We start from the raw sequence: 18473 nt of genomic DNA on the forward strand, positions 1-18473 counted from the left end.
ATCGTTAAAGCACAATTCCTTCGTTTGAGAAATTTAACGACAGGACTAGACTGATGGCTATTTCCACGGGTGCGACTACGCACCCGTTTGCATTTACGTCTTGATCCTCGGGATTGCCCATGAGCGCCAACGCTTCCTCCCTGCCCCTGTCCCCGGCCCTGCCGCCCATCCAGATCAACCGCAAGCCGCTGTGGATCGCGCTGCTGCTGGTGCTGGCCGGCGCGCTGTATCTCAACCAGACCGTCAGCTGGCGCCAAGGCGCACTCTGGGTGATCGGCGCGCTGCTCGGCGTCACGCTGTACCACGCCTCGTTTGGCTTCACGCAAGCCTGGCGCGTGTTCGTGTCGGACCGCCGCGGCGCGGGCCTGCGCGCGCAGATGCTGATGCTGGCCGCGGGCGTGCTGCTGTTCTTCCCCTTCCTGGCCGCCGGCACGCTCTTCGGCCAGCCGGTCAACGGCTTCGTGTCGCCCCCGGGCGTGTCGGTCGTGCTGGGCGCGTTCCTGTTCGGCATCGGCATGCAATTGGGCGGCGGCTGCGCGTCGGGCACCCTCTTCGCGGTAGGCGGTGGCAACACCCGCATGGTGGTCACGCTGCTGTTCTTCATCGTCGGTTCGGTCATCGCCACAGCCAACTTCGGCTGGTGGTCCAGCCTGCCCGCGCTGGCGCCCACCTCGCTCATCAAGACCTGGGGCCTGGCGCCCGCCATCCTCGCCAACCTGGCCGTCTTTGCCCTGATCGCATGGATCGCCACCGTGCTGGAAAAGCGCCGCCACGGCCACGTCATTTCCTTTGCATCGCGCACCGCTCGCCCGGCCTCGTTGCTGCAGGGCCCGTGGCCGCTCATCTGGGGCGGCGTGGCGCTGGTCGTGCTGAACTTCGCGACGTTGGCGCTGGCCGGTCGCCCGTGGGGCATCACGTCGGCATTCGCGTTGTGGGGCGCCAAGGCGCTGGATGCGGTGGGCGGCGACGTCGCCACCTGGGCCTATTGGACCAAGCAGCCGTCCCTGGCCGCACCGCTGCGCCAGGACGTCACGACCGTCATGGACATCGGCCTCATGCTGGGCGCACTGGCCGCCGCCAGCGCGGCGGGCAAGTTCGCGCCCGTCTGGAAGGTGCCGGCGCGTTCGCTCGCCGGTGCGGTAATCGGCGGCCTGCTGCTCGGCTACGGTGCGCGCCTGGCCTTCGGCTGCAACATCGGCGCCTACTTCAGCGGCATCCTGTCGGGCAGCCTGCATGCCTGGCTGTGGCTGCCTGCCGCCTTCGCCGGCAGCGCGCTGGGCGTGCGCCTGCGTCCGCTGTTCGGCCTGGCCGTCGAGAAGACGCCCTCGGCGTCCAGTTGCTGAGAAACTGTGTTCCAACAATGGCCTCCTGATGCAGGAGGCCATTTTTTTTGGCTCGCCGTAACGCCAGCAACCATGCGGGTTTCGGCGCGCCGCATGGCTGCGCGAGACCCGCGGCACCACGCGCATGTGGGGCGCGCCATTCATCCGCCAGACGGCCGCGCTGGTGTATGGTGGCTCCATTCCGAAATACGGAGATGCACATGAACTGGATAGCCGGCCGCTTCACGGCCTTTTTCCTGACATTGGCCGGCGCGGTGATCACCGCCGTCCTGGCCGCCACCGCATCCTTGTGGTGGCTTGCCGCAGCAGTGCCGCTGGCGCTGCTGGGCGCATTGGGCGTGTACGACCTGATCCAGCCGCGCCACGCCATTCGCCGCAACTATCCGGTGCTGGGCAACCTGCGCTTTCTGTTCGAATTCATCCGCCCCGAGATCCGCCAGTATTTCCTGGAAGACGACACGCAGGCCTCGCCGTTCTCGCGCGCGCAACGCTCCATCGTGTATCAGCGCGCCAAGCGCGAGATCGACAAGCGCCCCTTCGGCACCCAGGAAGACGTCTACGGCGACCGCTACGAATGGATCAACCATTCCATGTCGCCCTCACACATCAACGACACCGACTTTCGCGTGACCGTCGGCGGGCCTGATTGCACGCAGCCTTATTCCATGTCGGTGTTCAACGTATCGGCCATGAGCTTTGGCGCGCTGTCGGCCAACGCGGTGCTGGCCCTGAACGAAGGCGCACGGCAAGGCGACTTCGCGCACGACACGGGCGAAGGCGGCATCAGCCGCTACCATCGCCAGCCCGGCGGCAGCCTGGTGTGGAACATCGGTTCGGGCTACTTCGGGTGCCGCGACGAGCACGGCGCGTTCTCGGAAGAAGCCTTCGTGCGCAACGCCTGTACGCCGCAGGTCAAGATGATCGAGATCAAGCTGTCGCAAGGCGCCAAGCCGGGCCACGGCGGCATCCTGCCGGCGGGCAAGGTGACGATCGAGATCGCCGAAGCGCGCGGCGTGGCGCCCTGGCAGGACTGCAACTCGCCGGCCAGCCATTCCGCGTTCGACAGCCCCATCGGCCTCATGAAGTTCGTAGCGCGCCTGCGCGAGCTTTCGGGCGGCAAGCCGGTCGGCTTCAAGTTCTGCGTGGGGCATCCCTGGGAATGGTTCGCCATCGTCAAGGCCATGCTGGAAACCGGCATCACGCCCGACTTCATCGTGGTGGACGGCGCGGAAGGCGGCACGGGCGCGGCGCCCGTCGAATTCGTGGATCACGTCGGCACGCCGCTGCGCGAGGCGCTGCGCCTGGTGCACAACACACTGATCGGCGTGAACCTGCGCGACCGCATCAAACTCGGCGCGTCGGGCAAGATCATCACCGCCTTCGACATGGCGCGCGTGATGGCGATGGGCGCGGACTGGTGCAACGCCGCGCGCGGCTTCATGTTCGCCATCGGCTGCATCCAGGCCCAGGCCTGCCACACCGGCAAGTGCCCCACCGGCGTCACCACGCAGGATCCGTTGCGGCAACGCGCGCTGGTCGTGCCGGACAAGGCGCAGCGCGTGGCGAACTTCCACAAGAACACGCTGCACGCGCTTGCCGAACTGCTGGCCGCGGCAGGCCTCACCCACCCAGGCCAACTGCGTCCGCACCATATCGCGCGCCGCATCTCGCCCAGCGAGATCCGCCTTCTGTCCGCGCTGTTTCCGGAACTGGCGCCCGGCGAACTGCTGCGCGGTGAATTCCGGCATCAGGTCTTTCGCGCAGGCTGGGCGATGGCGCAGGCGCAGTCGTTCCAGCCCACGCACGACATCACCACCGCGCTCGCGCGCGAGCACGCCGCCCAGGCCGCCGCAGCCGGCAATTCCTGAGCGGCGCGGCGGGCGGGCCTGTCGCAGCACATCGCGCCAAGCCCGCCTGCCGCGTTCGCTACAGCCAGCGCTCGAACATGCGCGAGAACGACTCCATGAAGCGGTCGTCCAGGCCGCGCTCCTTCCAGGCCTCGGGCGTGATCTGCACGGCATCGGCCACATCGCGCTGGAACAGCGCTTCCATCTCGGCCGCGAACTCGGGGCCCAGCACCACCGCGTTGATCTCATAGTTCAGCGCAAAGCTGCGCCAATCCATGTTGCTGGAACCGACGGTCGACCAGACGCCGTCGACCACCGCCGTCTTCGCGTGCAGCAGCGCGTCACGCCGTTCGTAGATCTTCACGCCGGCACGCAGCAGATCGGTGTAGTGCGACCGCCCCGCGTGGAACACCAGTGACGAATCGCTGAATCCCGGCAGCACCAGCACCACGTCCACGCCCCGCCGCGCCGCCGACTGCAACACCTCGATGAACGCAGGGTCCGGCACGAAGTACGCCATCGTGATGTGGATGGATTTCTGCGCACTTTCGAACGCGGACATCAGCGTCAGATAGACCGTATAGCCGTCGCTGCGATCGGGCTGGTTGGCCAGGATGCGGACCGTGGTGTTGCCGACGGGCGGCGCGACCTGCGAATCGCCGCCCTTGATGGGCTCCTTCGCCTGCGACGCCCAACCCGCCTGCAACACCTGCTCCAGTTCGGCGACCGCCGGGCCTTCGATGCGCAGATGCGTGTCGCGCCAGGGCGCGGAATCGGCGTCTTCCGGCGGGTCGCCCGCCTTATCGCCGGAGCCGCCCCCCGAGCCGCCGCCCGAGCCCGAGCCGCCCTCGCCGGAGAACGACGACGACTCGTACACGCTGCTGACGTTGATGCCGCCCAGGTAGCCCACCTTGCCGTCAACGACCAGCACCTTGCGGTGATTGCGCTGGTTCGGCGACCAGCCAGCCCGGGCGTTGACCGGATTGACGGGATTGAAGACGGCCACCTGAACGCCCGCATCGCGCATCCGCTGGAACAACGCATCGGGCGTCTTGATCGTCCCGACCGCGTCCACCATCAATGAGACCTCGGCGCCCCGGTTGCGCGCCGCGATCAACGCCTCGGCAAAGCGCTGGCCTTCGGCGTCGTCGTCGAAGATGTAGGTTTCCATGTGGACGTAGCGGCGCGCCTGGCCAATGGACTGCAGCATCGCCTTGTACGTGCTGGGGCCGTCGGCCAGCAGACGCACGCGGTTGCCTTTGACCAGCGGCGCGCCGCTGACCGCCTGTTCAACTGCCAGGTGCCTGGCAAGGAAGTCGTCCTTCGGTGTTTGAGGGTCCGCAGCAATGCCTTGCCCGCGACGGTAACTGTCCTGCGCGGCATCCGCGGACAGGCCCGCCTGCGAGGCGCGCGCGTGCCGTTCCTGCGCGTCGGGGACGCTGGCGCAGGCGGCGAGCACGGACGCGACGCACGCAAACAGCACGGCGCGCGCCCACCGGCGCGCGTCGACCGTCAGTTTGTGCCAGGTATTGTGCGGCCCACCCCGGCTCTCGGCCGGTAATGGGCTCATGATGCGCCTCTAGCGTCGATTGCCTGCCACGAAAATGCAGCCGAGCACGGCGCCCACCAGCGCCGCCACGCCGACCGACTTCCACGCATTCTCATGCACGTACTCGTCCGCGTAAGCGGTGGCCCGGCGGGCCCGTTCGCGCGCGACGACTTCCCAGCCGCCCGCGGATTCACGCGCATCGGCGAGTTGGCGCTTCAGGCGTGCACGCGCCGATTCGATTTCGGAGCCCGTATACGACGCAGTCGAACGCAAGAGGTCTTCCGTTCCGGCGAGCAGCTCGTGGAAGCTGTCATTCACGCGTTCACGATGCAAAGCCATTTCAGCGCGCTGGTGCTTTCGATTCATGGTAGCTCCTTGTTTTTTTTGGACCGTACCCGCGACACCACCATTGCCTGATGCAACGCAGCATCGCCAGGACTGCGGGACACATCGTTCCGCATGGCCGAAGCCCCATTGTCCATAGCAACGGCCATAACTGCCCGAGCTTTCGCAACCAGCCGTAAACCGATATTTCAGCGGCGCGAAACTTGCTGATGGCGCTGTCTGGCCCGTGCCCAAGGTGAGGCAAACACCTTGTCGCTTCCGGCCAAACGCGTTTTCGATTTCGTAAAAGTCCATTGCATTCAGAGGCTTGGCGCTTGACACCCGAACCCCCTCGGCCGCCACAATAGGTCTTCGCAATGCGCTTCAACCGCCCCAAAAAGGAACTGAACGCATGGTTTCCCCTTCCGCACTCCTTGCCGCCGTTTCTCCTGAATTCGTCGCGCAAGAACCGCAGCACCAAAGCGCCGAGCAGATCGAATTGCACGACGGGTTGCTGGACAGCCCGGCCCACATCGACCCCAAGTTTCTGTACGACGCCCTCGGCTCGTCGCTTTTTACGGCCATCACGCAGCTGCCCGAGTACTACCCGACGCGCTGCGAGGACGAAATCTTCCGACGCCATGGCGCGGATATCGCCCGCCACGTCGGTCCGGTGCAGGCCATGATCGATCTGGGCGCCGGCGACTGCGTCAAGGCCGAGCGGCTGTTTTCAAGCCTTCGTCCCAGCCACTATGTGCCGGTCGACATTTCTGCCGACTATCTGCAGGCGGCTGTCCGCCGGCTGAAGCTGTCCTATCCCGACATGCGGATCACGGCCGTGGGGCAGGATTTCTCGCATGAACTTGCGTTGCCGGCCGACATCCCAACGCAGCAACGTCTCTTCTTTTATCCCGGCTCCAGCATCGGCAACCTGGGTCCCGACAGCGCGTACGCCATGCTGCGGAGGATTCGCGAAGCGTGTCCCGGCGGCGGGCTGCTGATCGGCGTTGACCGCGTCAAGCCCAGAAGCGTGCTTGAACCCGCGTACGACGACGCGCTGCATCTGACGGCCGCGTTCAACCTGAATCTACTGCGCCACGTGAACGCGGTGCTGGGCAGCGACTTCAATGTCGACGACTGGCGCCATGTGGCCATCTTCAACAGCGAACGCTCGCGGGTCGAGATGCACCTGGAAGCGCAGCGCGCATTACGCGTGACCTGGCCCGGCGGCCATCGCGACTTCAAGCGCGGCGAGCGCATCCATACGGAGAACTCGTACAAGTTCACGCCACAGGCCTTCAGCGACCTGCTCCATCGCGCAGGCTTTGGCTATGTCGAACACTGGTCGGATGCCCGAGACTGGTTTTCTGTTTTCAGCGCCCGCGCCTGACGCGGGACCACCCACGACGCCCCCCGGAGGATCGCCATGGACCCCGCATGCCTGCTGACCCATCCCGCCATCGCGCCCTACGCGAGCGGACAGGCTGGACAGCACGACCGCTACGACGCCGTGCGCTCGACCACGACCGCGCTGGCCGCGCCACTGAGCCCCGAAGACTGCCAGGTGCAATCCATGCCGGACTGCAGCCCCGTCAAATGGCATCTGGCCCACACCACCTGGTTCTTCGAGACGTTCCTGCTGGCGCGCTTCGACACATCGACGCCGCCCTTCCATCCGCAATACCGGATGCTGTTCAATTCCTACTACAACGCTGTCGGCGCAAAACATCCGCGGCCGCAGCGCGGCCTCCTGTCGCGCCCGCCGCTCGCTGAGGTGCTGCGGTACCGCCAATACGTCGACGAAGCGATGCACGCGCTGATTTCGCGGCTGGGCGGCAACGATGCCGACTTCGACGCCCTGCTCGAACTTGGCCTGAACCACGAGCAGCAGCACCAGGAATTGATCCTCACCGATCTCAAGCACATGCTGTCGGCCAATCCGCTCAAACCCGCCTACGTTGCGCCCGGCCAACCCGCACAGCCGCCCGCCACGGACGCCGGCTGGACCCGCTACGAGGGCGGCATCACGCGCATCGGCCATGACGGACGCGGCTTTGCGTTCGACAACGAAGGCCCCGCTCACGACGTCCTGCTGACGCCCTTCTCTCTTTCTGATCGTCTCGTGACCCAGCGGGAATTCCTGGACTTCATCAACGACGGCGGCTACGACCGGCCCGAACTGTGGCTGTCCATGGGTTGGGACATGGTGTGCGCGCAAGGCTGGCGCGCCCCGCTGTATTGGGAAAGCGACGACGATGGCTGGCGCGTCTTCACATTGCGCGGCATGCAGGCGCTGGAACTGGAGGCGCCCGTCACGCACGTCAGCTATTTCGAAGCCGACGCCTATGCGCGATGGGCGGGCGCACGCCTGCCGCGAGAAGCCGAATGGGAACACGCCGCCCGGCAGATGTCCGAAGACACCTACTCGGCCCGCGCCAACCTGCTTGAAAACGGCCACCTCGACACGCGCCCCGCCCCCGAACGCAACGGCCAGCGCGGTCCGGTGCAACTGTTCGGCGACGCGTGGGAATGGACGTCGAGCGGCTACGACGCCTACCCCGGCTTCAAGCCCAGCGCTGGCGCGGTCGGCGAGTACAACGGCAAATTCATGTGCAACCAGTACGTGCTGCGAGGCGGCTCCTGCGCCACGCCGCGCGATCACATCCGGCCCAGCTACCGCAACTTCTTCCCGCCAGAGGCGCGGTGGCAATTCTCAGGGATTCGGCTGGCTCGGGATGATTGAGGGGATTTGCGCCGCTGGCGAGCCGTTTGGATCACCGGATTGGCCGGATCTGAAAAAATTGGCGCCGGTTCGCTTGCACTGCCAAAAAACTTCGTGCTAGAATTTCGTTCTTCGTTGAGCAGCAATTGCAACGCTAACTGTTCAGCAAAAGGGATGGCGCATTAGCTCAGCCGGTTAGAGCGACGGAATCATAATCCGCAGGTCCCCTGTTCGAATCAGGGATGCGCCACCAAGAATACTAAGGCCCGCACACCGTTGCGGGCCTTTTGCTTTGCTCCGCAATTCTAATTGCGCTCCGCAATGCGGGCATTGAAGTATTCGCGCCCCACCCCTATACTGTATAAGCAACCAGCGTGCTACTAAGGCTTTAATAGGATCAGGATAGCAATGGCTTACACCGCCTTGGCCGTGGCGAACTCACTTCTGAAGCTTGCCCGCAAAGACGAGTCGGGCGAGTCGATCACGCCTATGAAGCTTCAGAAACTGGTCTATTTCGCAAACGCGTGGAACTTGTACATCCATGACGAGCCGTTGGTGGTTGAGCGGTTTTACAAGTGGACATACGGTCCTGTCGTCCCCGGCCTCTATTCTGAGTTTCGGGACTATGGCCGCGCTCCAATAACGTCATACGGAACCCGGCCTTCTCGGTCGGATCCGGACCGAAACGTGACCCCCGTCGTGCCCGACGATGATCGCGAGACGTGGCGCCTTCTTCGCAAAGTTTGGCGGGAGTATGGCCACATGGATGGAATTGATTTATCGGCTCTCAGCCATCACCGCGATGGCGCATGGAGAAAGGCTGAGGACGAGGGTCCTCTCGATGATGACGAGATCATCCGCGAAATCGAAGCTATTCATCAAAGCTGAGTTCGATGAAAGACAATGCAGATGTGGCCGAACCTCTTGGGGCCGGCGGGAAAAAGTCGACGTCGAAACATGACGCCCCTTCCGTCAACGATGTAAGGCCAGGCACTGTCACACCGCAAGAACGACTCGACGCTGAATCTCGTGTTGCAGAGGAAGCGGAGTCGTACGAAAACGCCGCGCGCTACAGCGACGGCGAGATGAACAACATTGAACGCGATCAAGCTCTCAAGCTGCGGAAAATTTATGCTGATAAGGGCTATCGCTTTGTCCGCGGCAGTGTAGCCATGTTGTTTGCGCTGTTGGGCGTACATCTGCTCTTCAAGGCGATTTTTTATTCAGTCTATCTTGCAACGCCCCACGACAACCGGCCACAAATCCTGTTCGAGGGAATTACTTCGGACGTTTGGCTCGCATTGATCACCGCTGTCACTGTCAACATTCTGGGTGTATTTTTGTTCGTCATTAAAAACCTGTTCCCCGCAAAATCTGACAGTTGACTCTGGGTCCAGAGGCCTTAGGCTAGTTTCACGTCGACGTTGGAAGGTCCATGTGCAGCCACTACCAGACATTGAAAGACGCCGAGCTGTTGCTGAAGAAGTTCGGAGTGACGAGGCCGGGCGTGCTCGGCAAGTACGACATGTGGCCGCGCTACCAAGGCGTATTCGTACGCCGGCCCCCGGAGCATGACGCAGGCGACGAAGCTGTTTCCGGCATCGAAGCCGTGACGGGCCGCTGGGGTCTCATATCCGGCTCCACCCGCCCGGACGCGCTGGCTGGTGCCGAAAAGCTCTCTACCTTCAACGCGCGCGACGACCGTGTCGCCAACGCCTTCACCTTCCGCAATGCCTGGCGCCGAGCGCAGCACTGCATCATCCCTGCCGATGCCATCTTCGAACCCGACTGGCGATCCGGTAAGGCCGTGGCCACCCGCTTCACCCGGGCCGACGGCGCGCCTCTGGGCGTCGCTGGCCTTTGGGACCGCTACCGCGATGCGGCCGGCCAGTGGCAGGAGAGCTACACGATGCTCACCATCAACGCCGATCAGGATCCGCTCTTCCGCGACTACCACCAACCCAACAAAGAAAAACGCATGGTGGTGATCCTTCCCGAGGGCACCTACGCCGACTGGCTAACAGCCAGCGCCGATCAAAGCCGCGAGTTCCTCGTACCCTTCCCCTCAGATGGACTGGTCGCCACGCCGATGACCTGACCCCGATTCTGCTGCCATATACTGTATATCCGTACAGTTTTATCGTAGCAGAATCATGCTTTGCTCCGTCGTCCGCACCCACTACCTCGGCCAGAAGCGCCGGGACAATGACCCCGCGCCAGCCGTGACCGGCACGGTGCGGATGTACTCGATCACGCGCCAGGACATGCGGCGCCAAGTGCGCATCATGACGATGGATGGCCTGGCCAAGTTCGGGGCGACGGCAAAAGGGCCGATACCCGACCTGCTCGAGCCGGAGTTGCTCACCTTCTGTTCTGACAGGGGGATGATGGTCTGCGGCTTCGAAGAAATCGACGGCCGGCGCTACTACCAGGGGTGGTGGATGCAGTGGCTGGTCGAGTGACAATCTTTGCGGGCATCAACTTTTTTGTTGACTATATAAACGTTTTTGTTTATACTGTTTTCACTGTCAACAAACAAAGGAGGTGCGGTGAAGCAAAGCGAGTTCAAACGGTGGCTCGCTTCCAAAGGAGTGACTTTCGCAGAGGGTAGCAACCACACGAAAGCCTACTACAACGGAAAACAGACCACCCTGCCTAGGCACCCCGCCAAGGAATTGAGAGACGGCACTAGGCAGAACATCCTGAAGAAACTAGGACTGAAATAGGAGGAGGCCCCGAAAGGGGCTTCCCCACTCGCTACGCAACACCGCACAGCAAATTATATGGCTCGATATCCTGCATTTCTTGAACCCGAGGGCGACGGCTTCAACGTCACGTTCCGCGACATCCCGGAGGCGATCACCTGCGGTGACAACCGCGAGGACGCGCTTGAAATGGCGGCCGGCGCGCTGCTGACTGCCATGGAGTTCTATTTCGAGGACCGCCGCCCCGTTCCTCTTCCGTCCGCCCCTGAAGAAGGGGAGGTTCTTATCGCCCTGCCCCCGAGCGTATGGGCGAAGGTTCTTTTGCTGAACGAGATGCTGGCTCAGCGCGTCACGCCCGCCGAGCTTGCCCGCCGCTTGAACACACGCCCTCAGGACGTCACGCGCATCGTCAATCTTGGTCACGCCACGAAGATCGACACCATCTCCGCCGCGTTGCGCACGATGGGAAAAGATCTGGACATTGCGGTCCGGGACGCTTGAATCAGCGTCTGCTTACGGCCTTCGACCAGGCGTCGCCGGGACGTATCGCATCTATGGCTGCGTCAGCGTCTCTTGCCAGTGCTGCATATTCGTCCGTGCACGCTTTGAGAACGTCCCAGGCTCTGTTAGCGGCTTGCTCAGAGAGGCCGGCGCGGGCGGCTGCTTGGGCGGCTCGGGCACGTTGGACGGCGATGGCGTCGCGCAGGCTGCCAGCAGCGCCAGCGGCAAGATCGCGCTCAGCATTCGAAAGGCGGATCGCTTCATTGGCTTCCTCCAGGCGGCGCGCGTAGTCGGCCACCATCTCTTGTTCCTGGCGCCGATACTGCGCCTCGATCTGGCGGGCATTGGCGGCCGCCTCCAGCTTGGTCTGTTCCACGCCCGCGCGGAAGCGGCTGTCACCGTGCGCATTCCAGACCACGACACCTGCCGCAGTCAGCGCGGCGCCGGAGATGGCCGCCGCGGCGAAGCCCTCCCAACCAGTCAGCTTTGCAAGCAGACCCATGTATTCACCTCCCTGCGCGTGACGAGGCCCGGCAACGTCACCAGCACACCGTTCTGACGCCCCTTGACCCACCGGTTGAGCTCGGCGCATCCGCCGACGTAATCGCGCGCGTTGAACTTGCGCCGCATGGTCGACGAGGCCAGGTTGCCGGCACCCAGGTTGTAGGTGAAGTCGATCAGCGCGGCGCGCTGCCAGTCGTTCAGCGGCACCGTGATCAGGCGGCGCACCGCTGCGTCAGCTTCCGCCAGGTCGGCGTCGCGCCAGGCGTCGCACTCCGCATCCGTGTAGATGCGCGTCGGGTCGATGTCCGGCCCCGTGTGACCGTCGCATACGGTCAGCACACCGACGGGGTCAACGTAGGGCTTGCCGCGCACCTTGCCCGGCTCGAAGTGCGCGACCAGCACGCCCGCGATGGCAACCGCGCCGGCGCTGCCGGCCGCCAGCAGCTTCCGTTTCAGGCTGCTCAAGATCATTTGATTCCCCTCCATGCCGAATAGGCCGTGATGATTGCCGTGCCCAGGCCCACGATGTAGGCCAGCGGCTTTGCCACCCTGCCCAGACCCTGCAGCACCTTGAATCCGCCAGACAACGCCTGGAACGTGTCGACGATGTCCTGCGTGTTCTGCCGGATCGTTTCGATGGACGATGTGTTCCGCGCCGTGGCTTCTGCGTTGCTCGCCATGTCCTGCTCCATCTGCACGACTCGCGCGTGCAGCGACTTTATGAAGGCGTCCGACAGATGTTCGTCAGCCATGGAATTTCCTTTGAAGCGACAACATCGCGTCCCCTATAGACGAAAAAAAACCCGCCGAAGCGGGTTGGTTGTGTAGGCTGGGATCATGGGCGCGTCAGTTTGGCGTCCCGGGAGGAACGCCGCTCGAGCAATATTCCGCGTAGCGCTTTGGTGAGAGGGCCGACAAGCAGATCCAAGATCGCCGCGATGACGAAGCTCATCAACAGGACTCCGCAAAACAGAAGCAAGAGCCGTGTGGACGACATCGCACCCACCTGCACGCGCGGCAGCCATACGTAGATAACTTGATGGTGCACCAGGAAGGCGAGAAACGAATACTGGGCGACTTTCGACACCACGGCTGCCACGCGGCCGGACACGGGAATTACGCTGCCGGCATACGCCAACACACAAAAGCAGGCGATGCCAAGCGCCAGGCCGTAAAACAAGATGTGGATCGGTGGCATCCAAATAGCGAAGAGGGCCAGCGTGCCCGCCGCCACTACGAATGCGATGAGCTTATGAGGCATCACATATCGCGCCACGCACACCCCAAAAAGAAACTCGGGCAGCCGCATCAACGGATTGCGATCGACCTGGATCGAGAACAGCGAAGCGTAGTTCCGAAACAGCAGGTACACCAAGGCCCCTACCGCGATCCATGTCAACAGTGGCCATCTGAACACCGCTGCCCGCAGCGCGGGGAACAGCGCGTAGAGGCACAGGATGAAACCTACAAACCATTCCCCTACCAGATAAAAATTCGGACCCTTGTAGAAGAAAAAGCCGTCAAAACCCGTTACGGTCAACACGGCCTTCCATGTTGGCCCTGATCCCGGCCACGTGCCCGAGAGCCAAAAAAGGACGAGAGCCACGAACAACCAGGCAGACCAGAATGGTGGGTAGATCGCCAGGGCGCGTTTCAGATAGAACTCGCCCGCCCCTTTCCATTTGGCGGAGGTGAGGCCCAGCGATGCGCCAGAAATGATGATGAAAAGTGTCACCCCGAGGTCACCCATCATCTGGCGGAAAACCGTCATAGATCCGACCACCGACGCGTCCGGAGCCTGTGCGCGAACTTGGATGTTGAAGTGGTAGAGGACGATCAACACGATGGCCAGCACGCGGATGGCGTCCAAGTAGAACAGGCGCCCCTGGTCGCCGGGCTTCAGCCCCACATCATTTCCAAACGCCCCAGCCGCCATCGTCATTCCACTTCATCTCCAATATGTCGGCGGACGATATCAGAACCCGAAACTAGGGTCTACTCCAGGCTGGGCATGCTCAGGACCAGCTCATCGTCCGACGGTACCGCGATGCCATGACCGATCACCTGATCCGCCACTTCATCGAAACGGGCCCGGACAAGGCTGCGCCATGCTCGTAAGGCCCGCCCTTCTTCCTGGAACTGCGGGACAGCAGGCTCTTCCGCATATGAGACCGCGTCGGCCAAGTGCTGGTAGCCCATCTCCACAGCTTTTGCGTCCATAAACGCCTGTACGACGGGCCACTTGCCGGCGATTGCGGCGGCAGCATCCAGCGGCGCCTCGGCCGGCGGCACCAGTCTTCCTTGGCGATACAGCCAGCCATCGCGGACCTCGGCGCCCGCTGGGATCCACGTGTAGCCCTCGGGGGTGAGGTCTGCGATATCAACCTCGTCCACGATCTCGATTACCTCGGAGACCTTGCCGTCCAAAACGCGCGCATATCGCTTCATCGCGACTCCTTTAGTAGTGAAGAATGATCAAACCGGTAGAGCCGGGGCTGCCGCTTCCGGTAGAGCTCGTGCCGCGACCGGCCCCACCGCCGCCTGGGAAACCACCGCCTCCGGTCGCTCCAGGGCCGTTAGACCCCCCAGCGCCGCCGAAGGCGGCCCCCCCGCCCATGCCACCCATCGCACCGTTTCCGTATGCCGTTCCGCCAGCTCCGCCATAGTTGCCAGAAGACCGAATCGACACCGCGCCCGCGCCGCCGGTGCCGCCCGCGCCGCCATTGCCTGTGCCGTTGGGGCTACCGCCAGACCCGCCCATTGCGGAGTAGCTGCCAAAGATGGTCGACCCGCCATTGCCGCCAGCGCCGCCGGCGCCGCCAGCGCTTCCTGCGGCACCCACAGCGTAGGCGATCGATCCACCGGGGTTCACAGGTAGCACGAAGCGAACATACTCTCCGGCACCTCCGCCGCCCGCTGCGATCGACCCCGCAGTCCCAACGCCTCCGCCGCCGCCACCCCCGCCCCACATCTCAACATCAAGGAAAAAGGTTCCGGCCGGGACGGTGAACGTTCCGCTGCCAGTCAGCGCCTGAACGGTATGCGGGCCGAGCCTGGCGATGGCTTCGGCAGTCTTCTTCGGCGTCATTACGGAGGCGTCGTCTGTACCTGCGCCAGCCTGCGCGGTCGTAGCGAGTGCTGCAACGCCGCGCCGCGTTTCCGTTGCCGTAACGGCAGCCAGCTTCGCCGGTGACAAGACGGCTGCGTCGTTCGTGCCGGCTTGCGCTTCGGCGACCGTTGCGATTCGGGAAATGCCGGGTACGGAAGTCGATGCGGCGGGGATTGTGCGAGACGTGTAGACCTGTTCCCACTCGGTCCAGGTGCGGGCGCCGGTCGTGCCGCCCGTACCGTATCGGATCCAATTGCCGTTGGCGTTCGGCGCACTCGGGAGAGAATTTAGCTCCTGGATGAACGTGACTCCGGTTGTGCCGCCGCGCATCGTGTTCTTCACGATACCGGTATAGCTAAATGTGCCGGCGCCCGCCGGGCCGTTTACCATGTTGCCGGCGACAGCGACATTTTCTGTTCGAACGTCAATCTGGTTGAAATCGGCAGGATATCCGAGCGTGCCAAGCGAAGGCGTAGAACCGCCCCATCCGAATGCGCCAACCACCAATAGCCTGCCGCTCGTCGCGTCAGTAATTCCGCTCTGCACCTTCGACTGCAGGCCGGCGGGCGTGACGGCGCGCCCGGCATCGGCGCCCGCCTGCGTTTCAGCATTCGTCGCGAGCTCGACGATGCCGACCACGCTGGTGCTAGCCACGGGAAGAGTACCCACAGTAGTGAGGACCGGCTCCCAATTGCCGCCGACAGCTCCAGGCGTCGTGGCGTTGCTGGCCGTCGTGGATTGGTACTTCAGGCCGCCGTGAGTTACCAGCGCGCCATTTGGCCAGCCGCCGTCGATAGCCTGCCAGGTGGCAAAACCATTCAGTTGCATGTCTCCCAGGCCTTCGGTGACCTCTCCGAAAATGCCATTCATCTCCGCTCGGCCGACCGGGCGATAGTTGGCGTTGTCGTTCGGAAGCTCGTAGTCGGGCGTCCAGCCGGCCTGTAGCGACACCTTTCCGTCGGGCTGGTCCGCAGTCGCCAGCGTCTCTTTGTCGCCCGTCGCCGCGAACGGCGTCTTGTAGATCCTGGTAGCCATTTACGCTCCGAAATTTCCGTTTTCGAAATTGAGATGATTCGTGCCAAAGCCCCAAGCGGGGCGCAGCTGCACTGCCCACTTGATCCCGACCGTCGAGGGCCGGGGAAGAATGTCGGTCTTTTCCAGCAGGCGCCGCAGCCTGTAGTCGGGCGCGCTCGTAAACATGAACGTGACCGTCGTCATGTCGTAGTTGTCGAACACCGAGGCCGAGCCGGCCCCAAAAACGCTCTCCAGCGCCCGATTGATGTTGGGCGCGGTTGGCCGCATGGTGATTTGGAACCAGCGCAGCTTCAGCATCTTGCGCGCTGATTCGATATCCAGGCTCACCTGGCCGTCGCTTGCCCGGCCGAAGTTCCCGTTCTCGAAGTTCGCATTGTTGACGCCGAACCCGAACACGCCTTCCACGCGCCGCGGCGCGCCAATCTCCAGCGACACGCCGAGGATGCGGGCCCAGACTGAAAGCCCAAACTCGTTGGCCGTGTCTAGGTCGAAGACGTCCCGATGCCAGTTGCGCCAGAACTCCGAATGGTGGCTGTCGATCCACGCTTGGTCATTGCGCGCCAGCGCAACCGCGCGCGGCGCGCCTTCGTACTGCCATAGGATCGACCGCATCAGATCGACGGAGAAGTCGAATTGCTGCGTGCCACTCATGAAATCACCACTTGGATGGAGCTGCGCTGCGTGCGCGCGATCTGGTTGGGCGGGATCTCCATCGTGTCGGCCGACCAGGCGCCCGAGCCCACCACCGACAGTTCCACTTTCTTCACGAAGATCGTCGGCTCCTGCTGATTCACAGCGCTGGCGATCTCGAACGTCGAAACGTCGCTGCCCACCACAAAACTCACGTCGCCCTCGATGTCGCCGTTGACGTAGTTCATGACCAAGTCCGGGACGAGCTGCTGGACGTCCAGCGAACTCGCCCTCACCGTGACGCGGATGAGGAGCGCGATCTCTTGGGGTCGGTCGAACTTCACCTCGTACAGCCGGCCGTTCACCGGATCCGCCACATTGACCACGACCGCGCCGTTGTAGCCACCGCCGACGGTCTTGGTCTCGAAGAGCGCCCGAGCGACTTCCTCATCCGTGCCACCTTCAACGCATGCCCAGATGCTGTGCTTGCGCATGGGGATACCGCCGACCACTTGATCGACGTCGGCATAGTTCTCCAGGTAGTAGCAGGACCGAACGGCCTCGATGTCATAGAGCCGCGACACGATTGCCTCGTTGATGGAGGTGGTTTGCAGCGCGAGCGTCTGCGCGCGCCGCCGGCGCAAGAGGACGTCGTTCTCCTCCACCTGACCCGGAATCGCCGCGTCCGGGTTGGTGATCGACTCCCATCCAAGGACGCTGGACGCCACCGTATCCAAACCGCCGGGAGGCACCACAATTTCTCCTTCCTGCAGCGCCCGCAGATTCCCGACCGCCGAGCCGGCCGGGCCCAGGACGACCGTTGCAACCAGCTCGAACTGCTCACCCAGAGATGTCTCCGCGATCGAGCCGGCGGGGACGTTAGTGCCAGGAACACCTCCGAGGATGGCGCCGACGATCAACGACCGGACGCTGCTGCGGCGCCGGCCGCCTGTCAGTGCCATAAGCGAATCAAGGAACACCCCGCCGGCAAGCGCCGGGTTGATTTGGTTGGCCAGCTCCGCATTGTTCCGCGCGATCGCATCGCGCTCCTCAGTGATGCGGGTGATCAGCATGCCTTGAGGCGTCGCCGGGTCGGTCGGCATATCCGCACCGAAGACGGCCCGAAACTCTGCCTCCACCTGCGCGCGCGTCGTGGCCGTATCCGCGACGATGACGCCGCGATTTGCGATGAAACTGTAATCAGCCATTGATCATTACCGTCCCGTATGTGGTTTGGAGCGTCGCCGCATACTTCAGCGTCTCGCCCTCAATCTGCGTAACCAGGCTCAGAATGGCCGTCACGTCCGGCGTATTGAGCAGACGCCGGCGCAGAGAGGCCTCGAACTGCGCCAGGTTCGGCTGCTTGCTGAATGCCTCGCGCAGGAACGGGATGCCCTCGTCGTAGGCGTGGATCATCTCCGCGCGCGCTGTGGCGGCGAAGTGCTTGGCTTCCTGCGCAACAGCCGCGCGATCGTTCACCATGGCCAGATTCCCATTGGGGAGCGTCACGAAGTCGTTGTCGTCGTCGGTCTGGAACGAGATCAATTAGGGCCTCCCGAATTGCCGCTGCCGGGTTGCACCCCGCTGTGATTGTGGGTGCTTCCGATGTTCTTGCCGTTATGGGTCAGAGAGCCGCCAGAAATCCCCACGTTCCCGCCGCTGGTGGCCACGTTGCCCTTGAATTCGATGTCCCCAATCCATTCCGTTTCAGGAATCTCCACCTTCGCCTTGGGCGCCTTGATCCGAACCTCGCCAGCGTGCAACGAGATGCAGACCGCACCGTCCAGCGATTGCAGCACCAGGGCGTCAGCGTTATCGCCGTCGATCGCCCAATCCTTGATCGTGTCGGGAAAGAACATCGCGTCCGAGAACGAGTGCAGGCGCTCCGTGTTCGGCCAGTCTTCCCGGCCGCCGCGCTGAAACATCAGGGACACGTCGCGGTCGTTCGCCTTCAACCACCCGAAGTCCCCTGGCTTGACCGGAAACCGCATGAAAAAGCCGCCACCACCGAACCGGAAAACGGGGATGTTCGGGATGCTGCCGCGGGCGATCTTCTGCCCGTCCGTCGTACCGACCATGATCAGCGGCTTGATGACCGCGCGGTTCGACGTGTCGTCATAGGCCACGACCTGGGCGGGCAGCATGTCGTCCAGGTTCTCGCGGATGAACGCGCGGAGCCAGGATTTCAGGACGCCCGACATGCT

The 18473-nt window shown here is 63.5% G+C and carries 22 protein-coding genes and 1 tRNA gene; 11 read left to right on the top strand and 12 right to left on the bottom strand.

The features are described 5' to 3' along the window. The first annotated feature begins 119 nt into the window (after positions 1-119). Together MHZ91_RS02110 and MHZ91_RS02115 are read left to right on the top strand one after the other, a co-directional pair. Positions 120-1343, top strand: a complete 1224-nt coding sequence (locus MHZ91_RS02110; protein WP_239212119.1) for a YeeE/YedE family protein — start codon at positions 120-122, stop codon at positions 1341-1343. A gap of 200 nt (positions 1344-1543) precedes the next feature. Further along, on the top strand, positions 1544-3211 hold the full coding sequence (locus MHZ91_RS02115; RefSeq protein ID WP_239212122.1) for an FMN-binding glutamate synthase family protein: 1668 nt from the start codon (positions 1544-1546) through the stop codon (positions 3209-3211). 58 nt (positions 3212-3269) lie between these two features. Here the strand turns inward: MHZ91_RS02115 and MHZ91_RS02120 are convergent, their stop codons facing one another. Both MHZ91_RS02120 and MHZ91_RS02125 read right to left on the bottom strand, forming a co-directional pair. After that, a complete protein-coding gene (locus MHZ91_RS02120; protein ID WP_239212137.1) occupies positions 3270-4760 on the bottom strand; it encodes a phosphatidylserine/phosphatidylglycerophosphate/cardiolipin synthase family protein in 1491 nt (496 codons plus the stop codon). Positions 4761-4769: 9 nt separating this feature from the next. Beyond that, the gene (locus MHZ91_RS02125; RefSeq protein WP_175124592.1) at positions 4770-5105 is read right to left on the bottom strand and encodes a YqjD family protein; all 336 of its coding nucleotides are present in this window, start codon (positions 5103-5105) and stop codon (positions 4770-4772) included. A 370-nt stretch (positions 5106-5475) separates the two neighbouring features. Between MHZ91_RS02125 and egtD the strand changes: the two genes are divergently transcribed. The 9 genes from egtD to MHZ91_RS02170 all read left to right on the top strand — a co-directional run bounded on the left by egtD (position 5476) and on the right by MHZ91_RS02170 (position 10991). After that, a complete protein-coding gene (gene egtD, locus MHZ91_RS02130; RefSeq protein WP_239212139.1) occupies positions 5476-6453 on the top strand; it encodes an L-histidine N(alpha)-methyltransferase in 978 nt (325 codons plus the stop codon). A 36-nt stretch (positions 6454-6489) separates the two neighbouring features. Continuing rightward, positions 6490-7806 carry an ergothioneine biosynthesis protein EgtB gene (egtB, locus tag MHZ91_RS02135; protein ID WP_239212141.1) on the top strand — a complete coding sequence of 439 codons (1317 nt, stop codon included), beginning with the start codon at positions 6490-6492 and terminating at the stop codon, positions 7804-7806. 155 nt (positions 7807-7961) lie between these two features. After that, a tRNA-Met gene (locus MHZ91_RS02140) sits at positions 7962-8038 on the top strand. A gap of 155 nt (positions 8039-8193) precedes the next feature. Further along, a complete protein-coding gene (locus MHZ91_RS02145; protein WP_239212143.1) occupies positions 8194-8673 on the top strand; it encodes a Panacea domain-containing protein in 480 nt (159 codons plus the stop codon). Positions 8674-8678: 5 nt separating this feature from the next. Then, positions 8679-9170 (top strand): hypothetical protein, encoded by a 492-nt coding sequence (locus MHZ91_RS02150; RefSeq protein WP_239212146.1) that lies wholly within the window; start codon positions 8679-8681, stop codon positions 9168-9170. A gap of 50 nt (positions 9171-9220) precedes the next feature. Beyond that, a complete protein-coding gene (locus MHZ91_RS02155) occupies positions 9221-9883 on the top strand; it encodes an SOS response-associated peptidase (RefSeq protein WP_239212149.1) in 663 nt (220 codons plus the stop codon). A gap of 55 nt (positions 9884-9938) precedes the next feature. After that, positions 9939-10247, top strand: coding sequence for a hypothetical protein (locus tag MHZ91_RS02160; protein ID WP_239212151.1), 309 nt, complete (start codon positions 9939-9941; stop codon positions 10245-10247). Positions 10248-10334: 87 nt separating this feature from the next. After that, positions 10335-10511, top strand: a complete 177-nt coding sequence (locus MHZ91_RS02165) for a type II toxin-antitoxin system HicA family toxin (RefSeq protein ID WP_239212162.1) — start codon at positions 10335-10337, stop codon at positions 10509-10511. A gap of 57 nt (positions 10512-10568) precedes the next feature. Beyond that, the gene (locus tag MHZ91_RS02170; RefSeq protein WP_239212172.1) at positions 10569-10991 is read left to right on the top strand and encodes a type II toxin-antitoxin system HicB family antitoxin; all 423 of its coding nucleotides are present in this window, start codon (positions 10569-10571) and stop codon (positions 10989-10991) included. Between the two features lies 1 nt (position 10992). Here the strand turns inward: MHZ91_RS02170 and MHZ91_RS02175 are convergent, their stop codons facing one another. The 10 genes from MHZ91_RS02175 to MHZ91_RS02220 form a co-directional block, all read right to left on the bottom strand. Beyond that, positions 10993-11493, bottom strand: a complete 501-nt coding sequence (locus tag MHZ91_RS02175; protein WP_239212174.1) for a hypothetical protein — start codon at positions 11491-11493, stop codon at positions 10993-10995. After that, a complete protein-coding gene (locus MHZ91_RS02180; protein WP_239212176.1) occupies positions 11472-11966 on the bottom strand; it encodes a lysozyme in 495 nt (164 codons plus the stop codon). The genes MHZ91_RS02175 and MHZ91_RS02180 overlap by 22 nt, the downstream gene beginning before the upstream one ends. Beyond that, the gene (locus tag MHZ91_RS02185; RefSeq protein ID WP_175122336.1) at positions 11963-12247 is read right to left on the bottom strand and encodes a hypothetical protein; all 285 of its coding nucleotides are present in this window, start codon (positions 12245-12247) and stop codon (positions 11963-11965) included. The genes MHZ91_RS02180 and MHZ91_RS02185 overlap by 4 nt, the downstream gene beginning before the upstream one ends. Before the next feature lie 83 nt (positions 12248-12330). Then, positions 12331-13437 (bottom strand): acyltransferase, encoded by a 1107-nt coding sequence (locus tag MHZ91_RS02190; RefSeq protein WP_239212178.1) that lies wholly within the window; start codon positions 13435-13437, stop codon positions 12331-12333. Positions 13438-13490: 53 nt separating this feature from the next. Next, a complete protein-coding gene (locus MHZ91_RS02195) occupies positions 13491-13943 on the bottom strand; it encodes a hypothetical protein (protein ID WP_239212180.1) in 453 nt (150 codons plus the stop codon). 10 nt (positions 13944-13953) lie between these two features. Next, positions 13954-15639 (bottom strand): hypothetical protein, encoded by a 1686-nt coding sequence (locus MHZ91_RS02200; protein ID WP_239212183.1) that lies wholly within the window; start codon positions 15637-15639, stop codon positions 13954-13956. Continuing rightward, on the bottom strand, positions 15640-16290 hold the full coding sequence (locus MHZ91_RS02205; RefSeq protein WP_239212188.1) for a DUF2612 domain-containing protein: 651 nt from the start codon (positions 16288-16290) through the stop codon (positions 15640-15642). Then, positions 16287-17477 carry a baseplate J/gp47 family protein gene (locus tag MHZ91_RS02210; RefSeq protein WP_239212199.1) on the bottom strand — a complete coding sequence of 397 codons (1191 nt, stop codon included), beginning with the start codon at positions 17475-17477 and terminating at the stop codon, positions 16287-16289. The genes MHZ91_RS02205 and MHZ91_RS02210 overlap by 4 nt, the downstream gene beginning before the upstream one ends. Then, entirely contained in the window at positions 17470-17814 is a 345-nt protein-coding gene (locus MHZ91_RS02215; RefSeq protein WP_239212201.1) for a hypothetical protein, read from the bottom strand. The genes MHZ91_RS02210 and MHZ91_RS02215 overlap by 8 nt, the downstream gene beginning before the upstream one ends. Continuing rightward, positions 17811-18470: a Gp138 family membrane-puncturing spike protein gene (locus tag MHZ91_RS02220; protein ID WP_239212203.1), complete on the bottom strand. Its 660-nt coding sequence runs from the start codon at positions 18468-18470 to the stop codon at positions 17811-17813. The genes MHZ91_RS02215 and MHZ91_RS02220 overlap by 4 nt, the downstream gene beginning before the upstream one ends. Positions 18471-18473 lie beyond the last annotated feature (3 nt).

Source organism: Achromobacter sp. ACRQX, from assembly GCF_022346505.1.
Taxonomy (GTDB): Bacteria; Pseudomonadota; Gammaproteobacteria; order Burkholderiales; family Burkholderiaceae_B; genus Achromobacter; species Achromobacter animicus.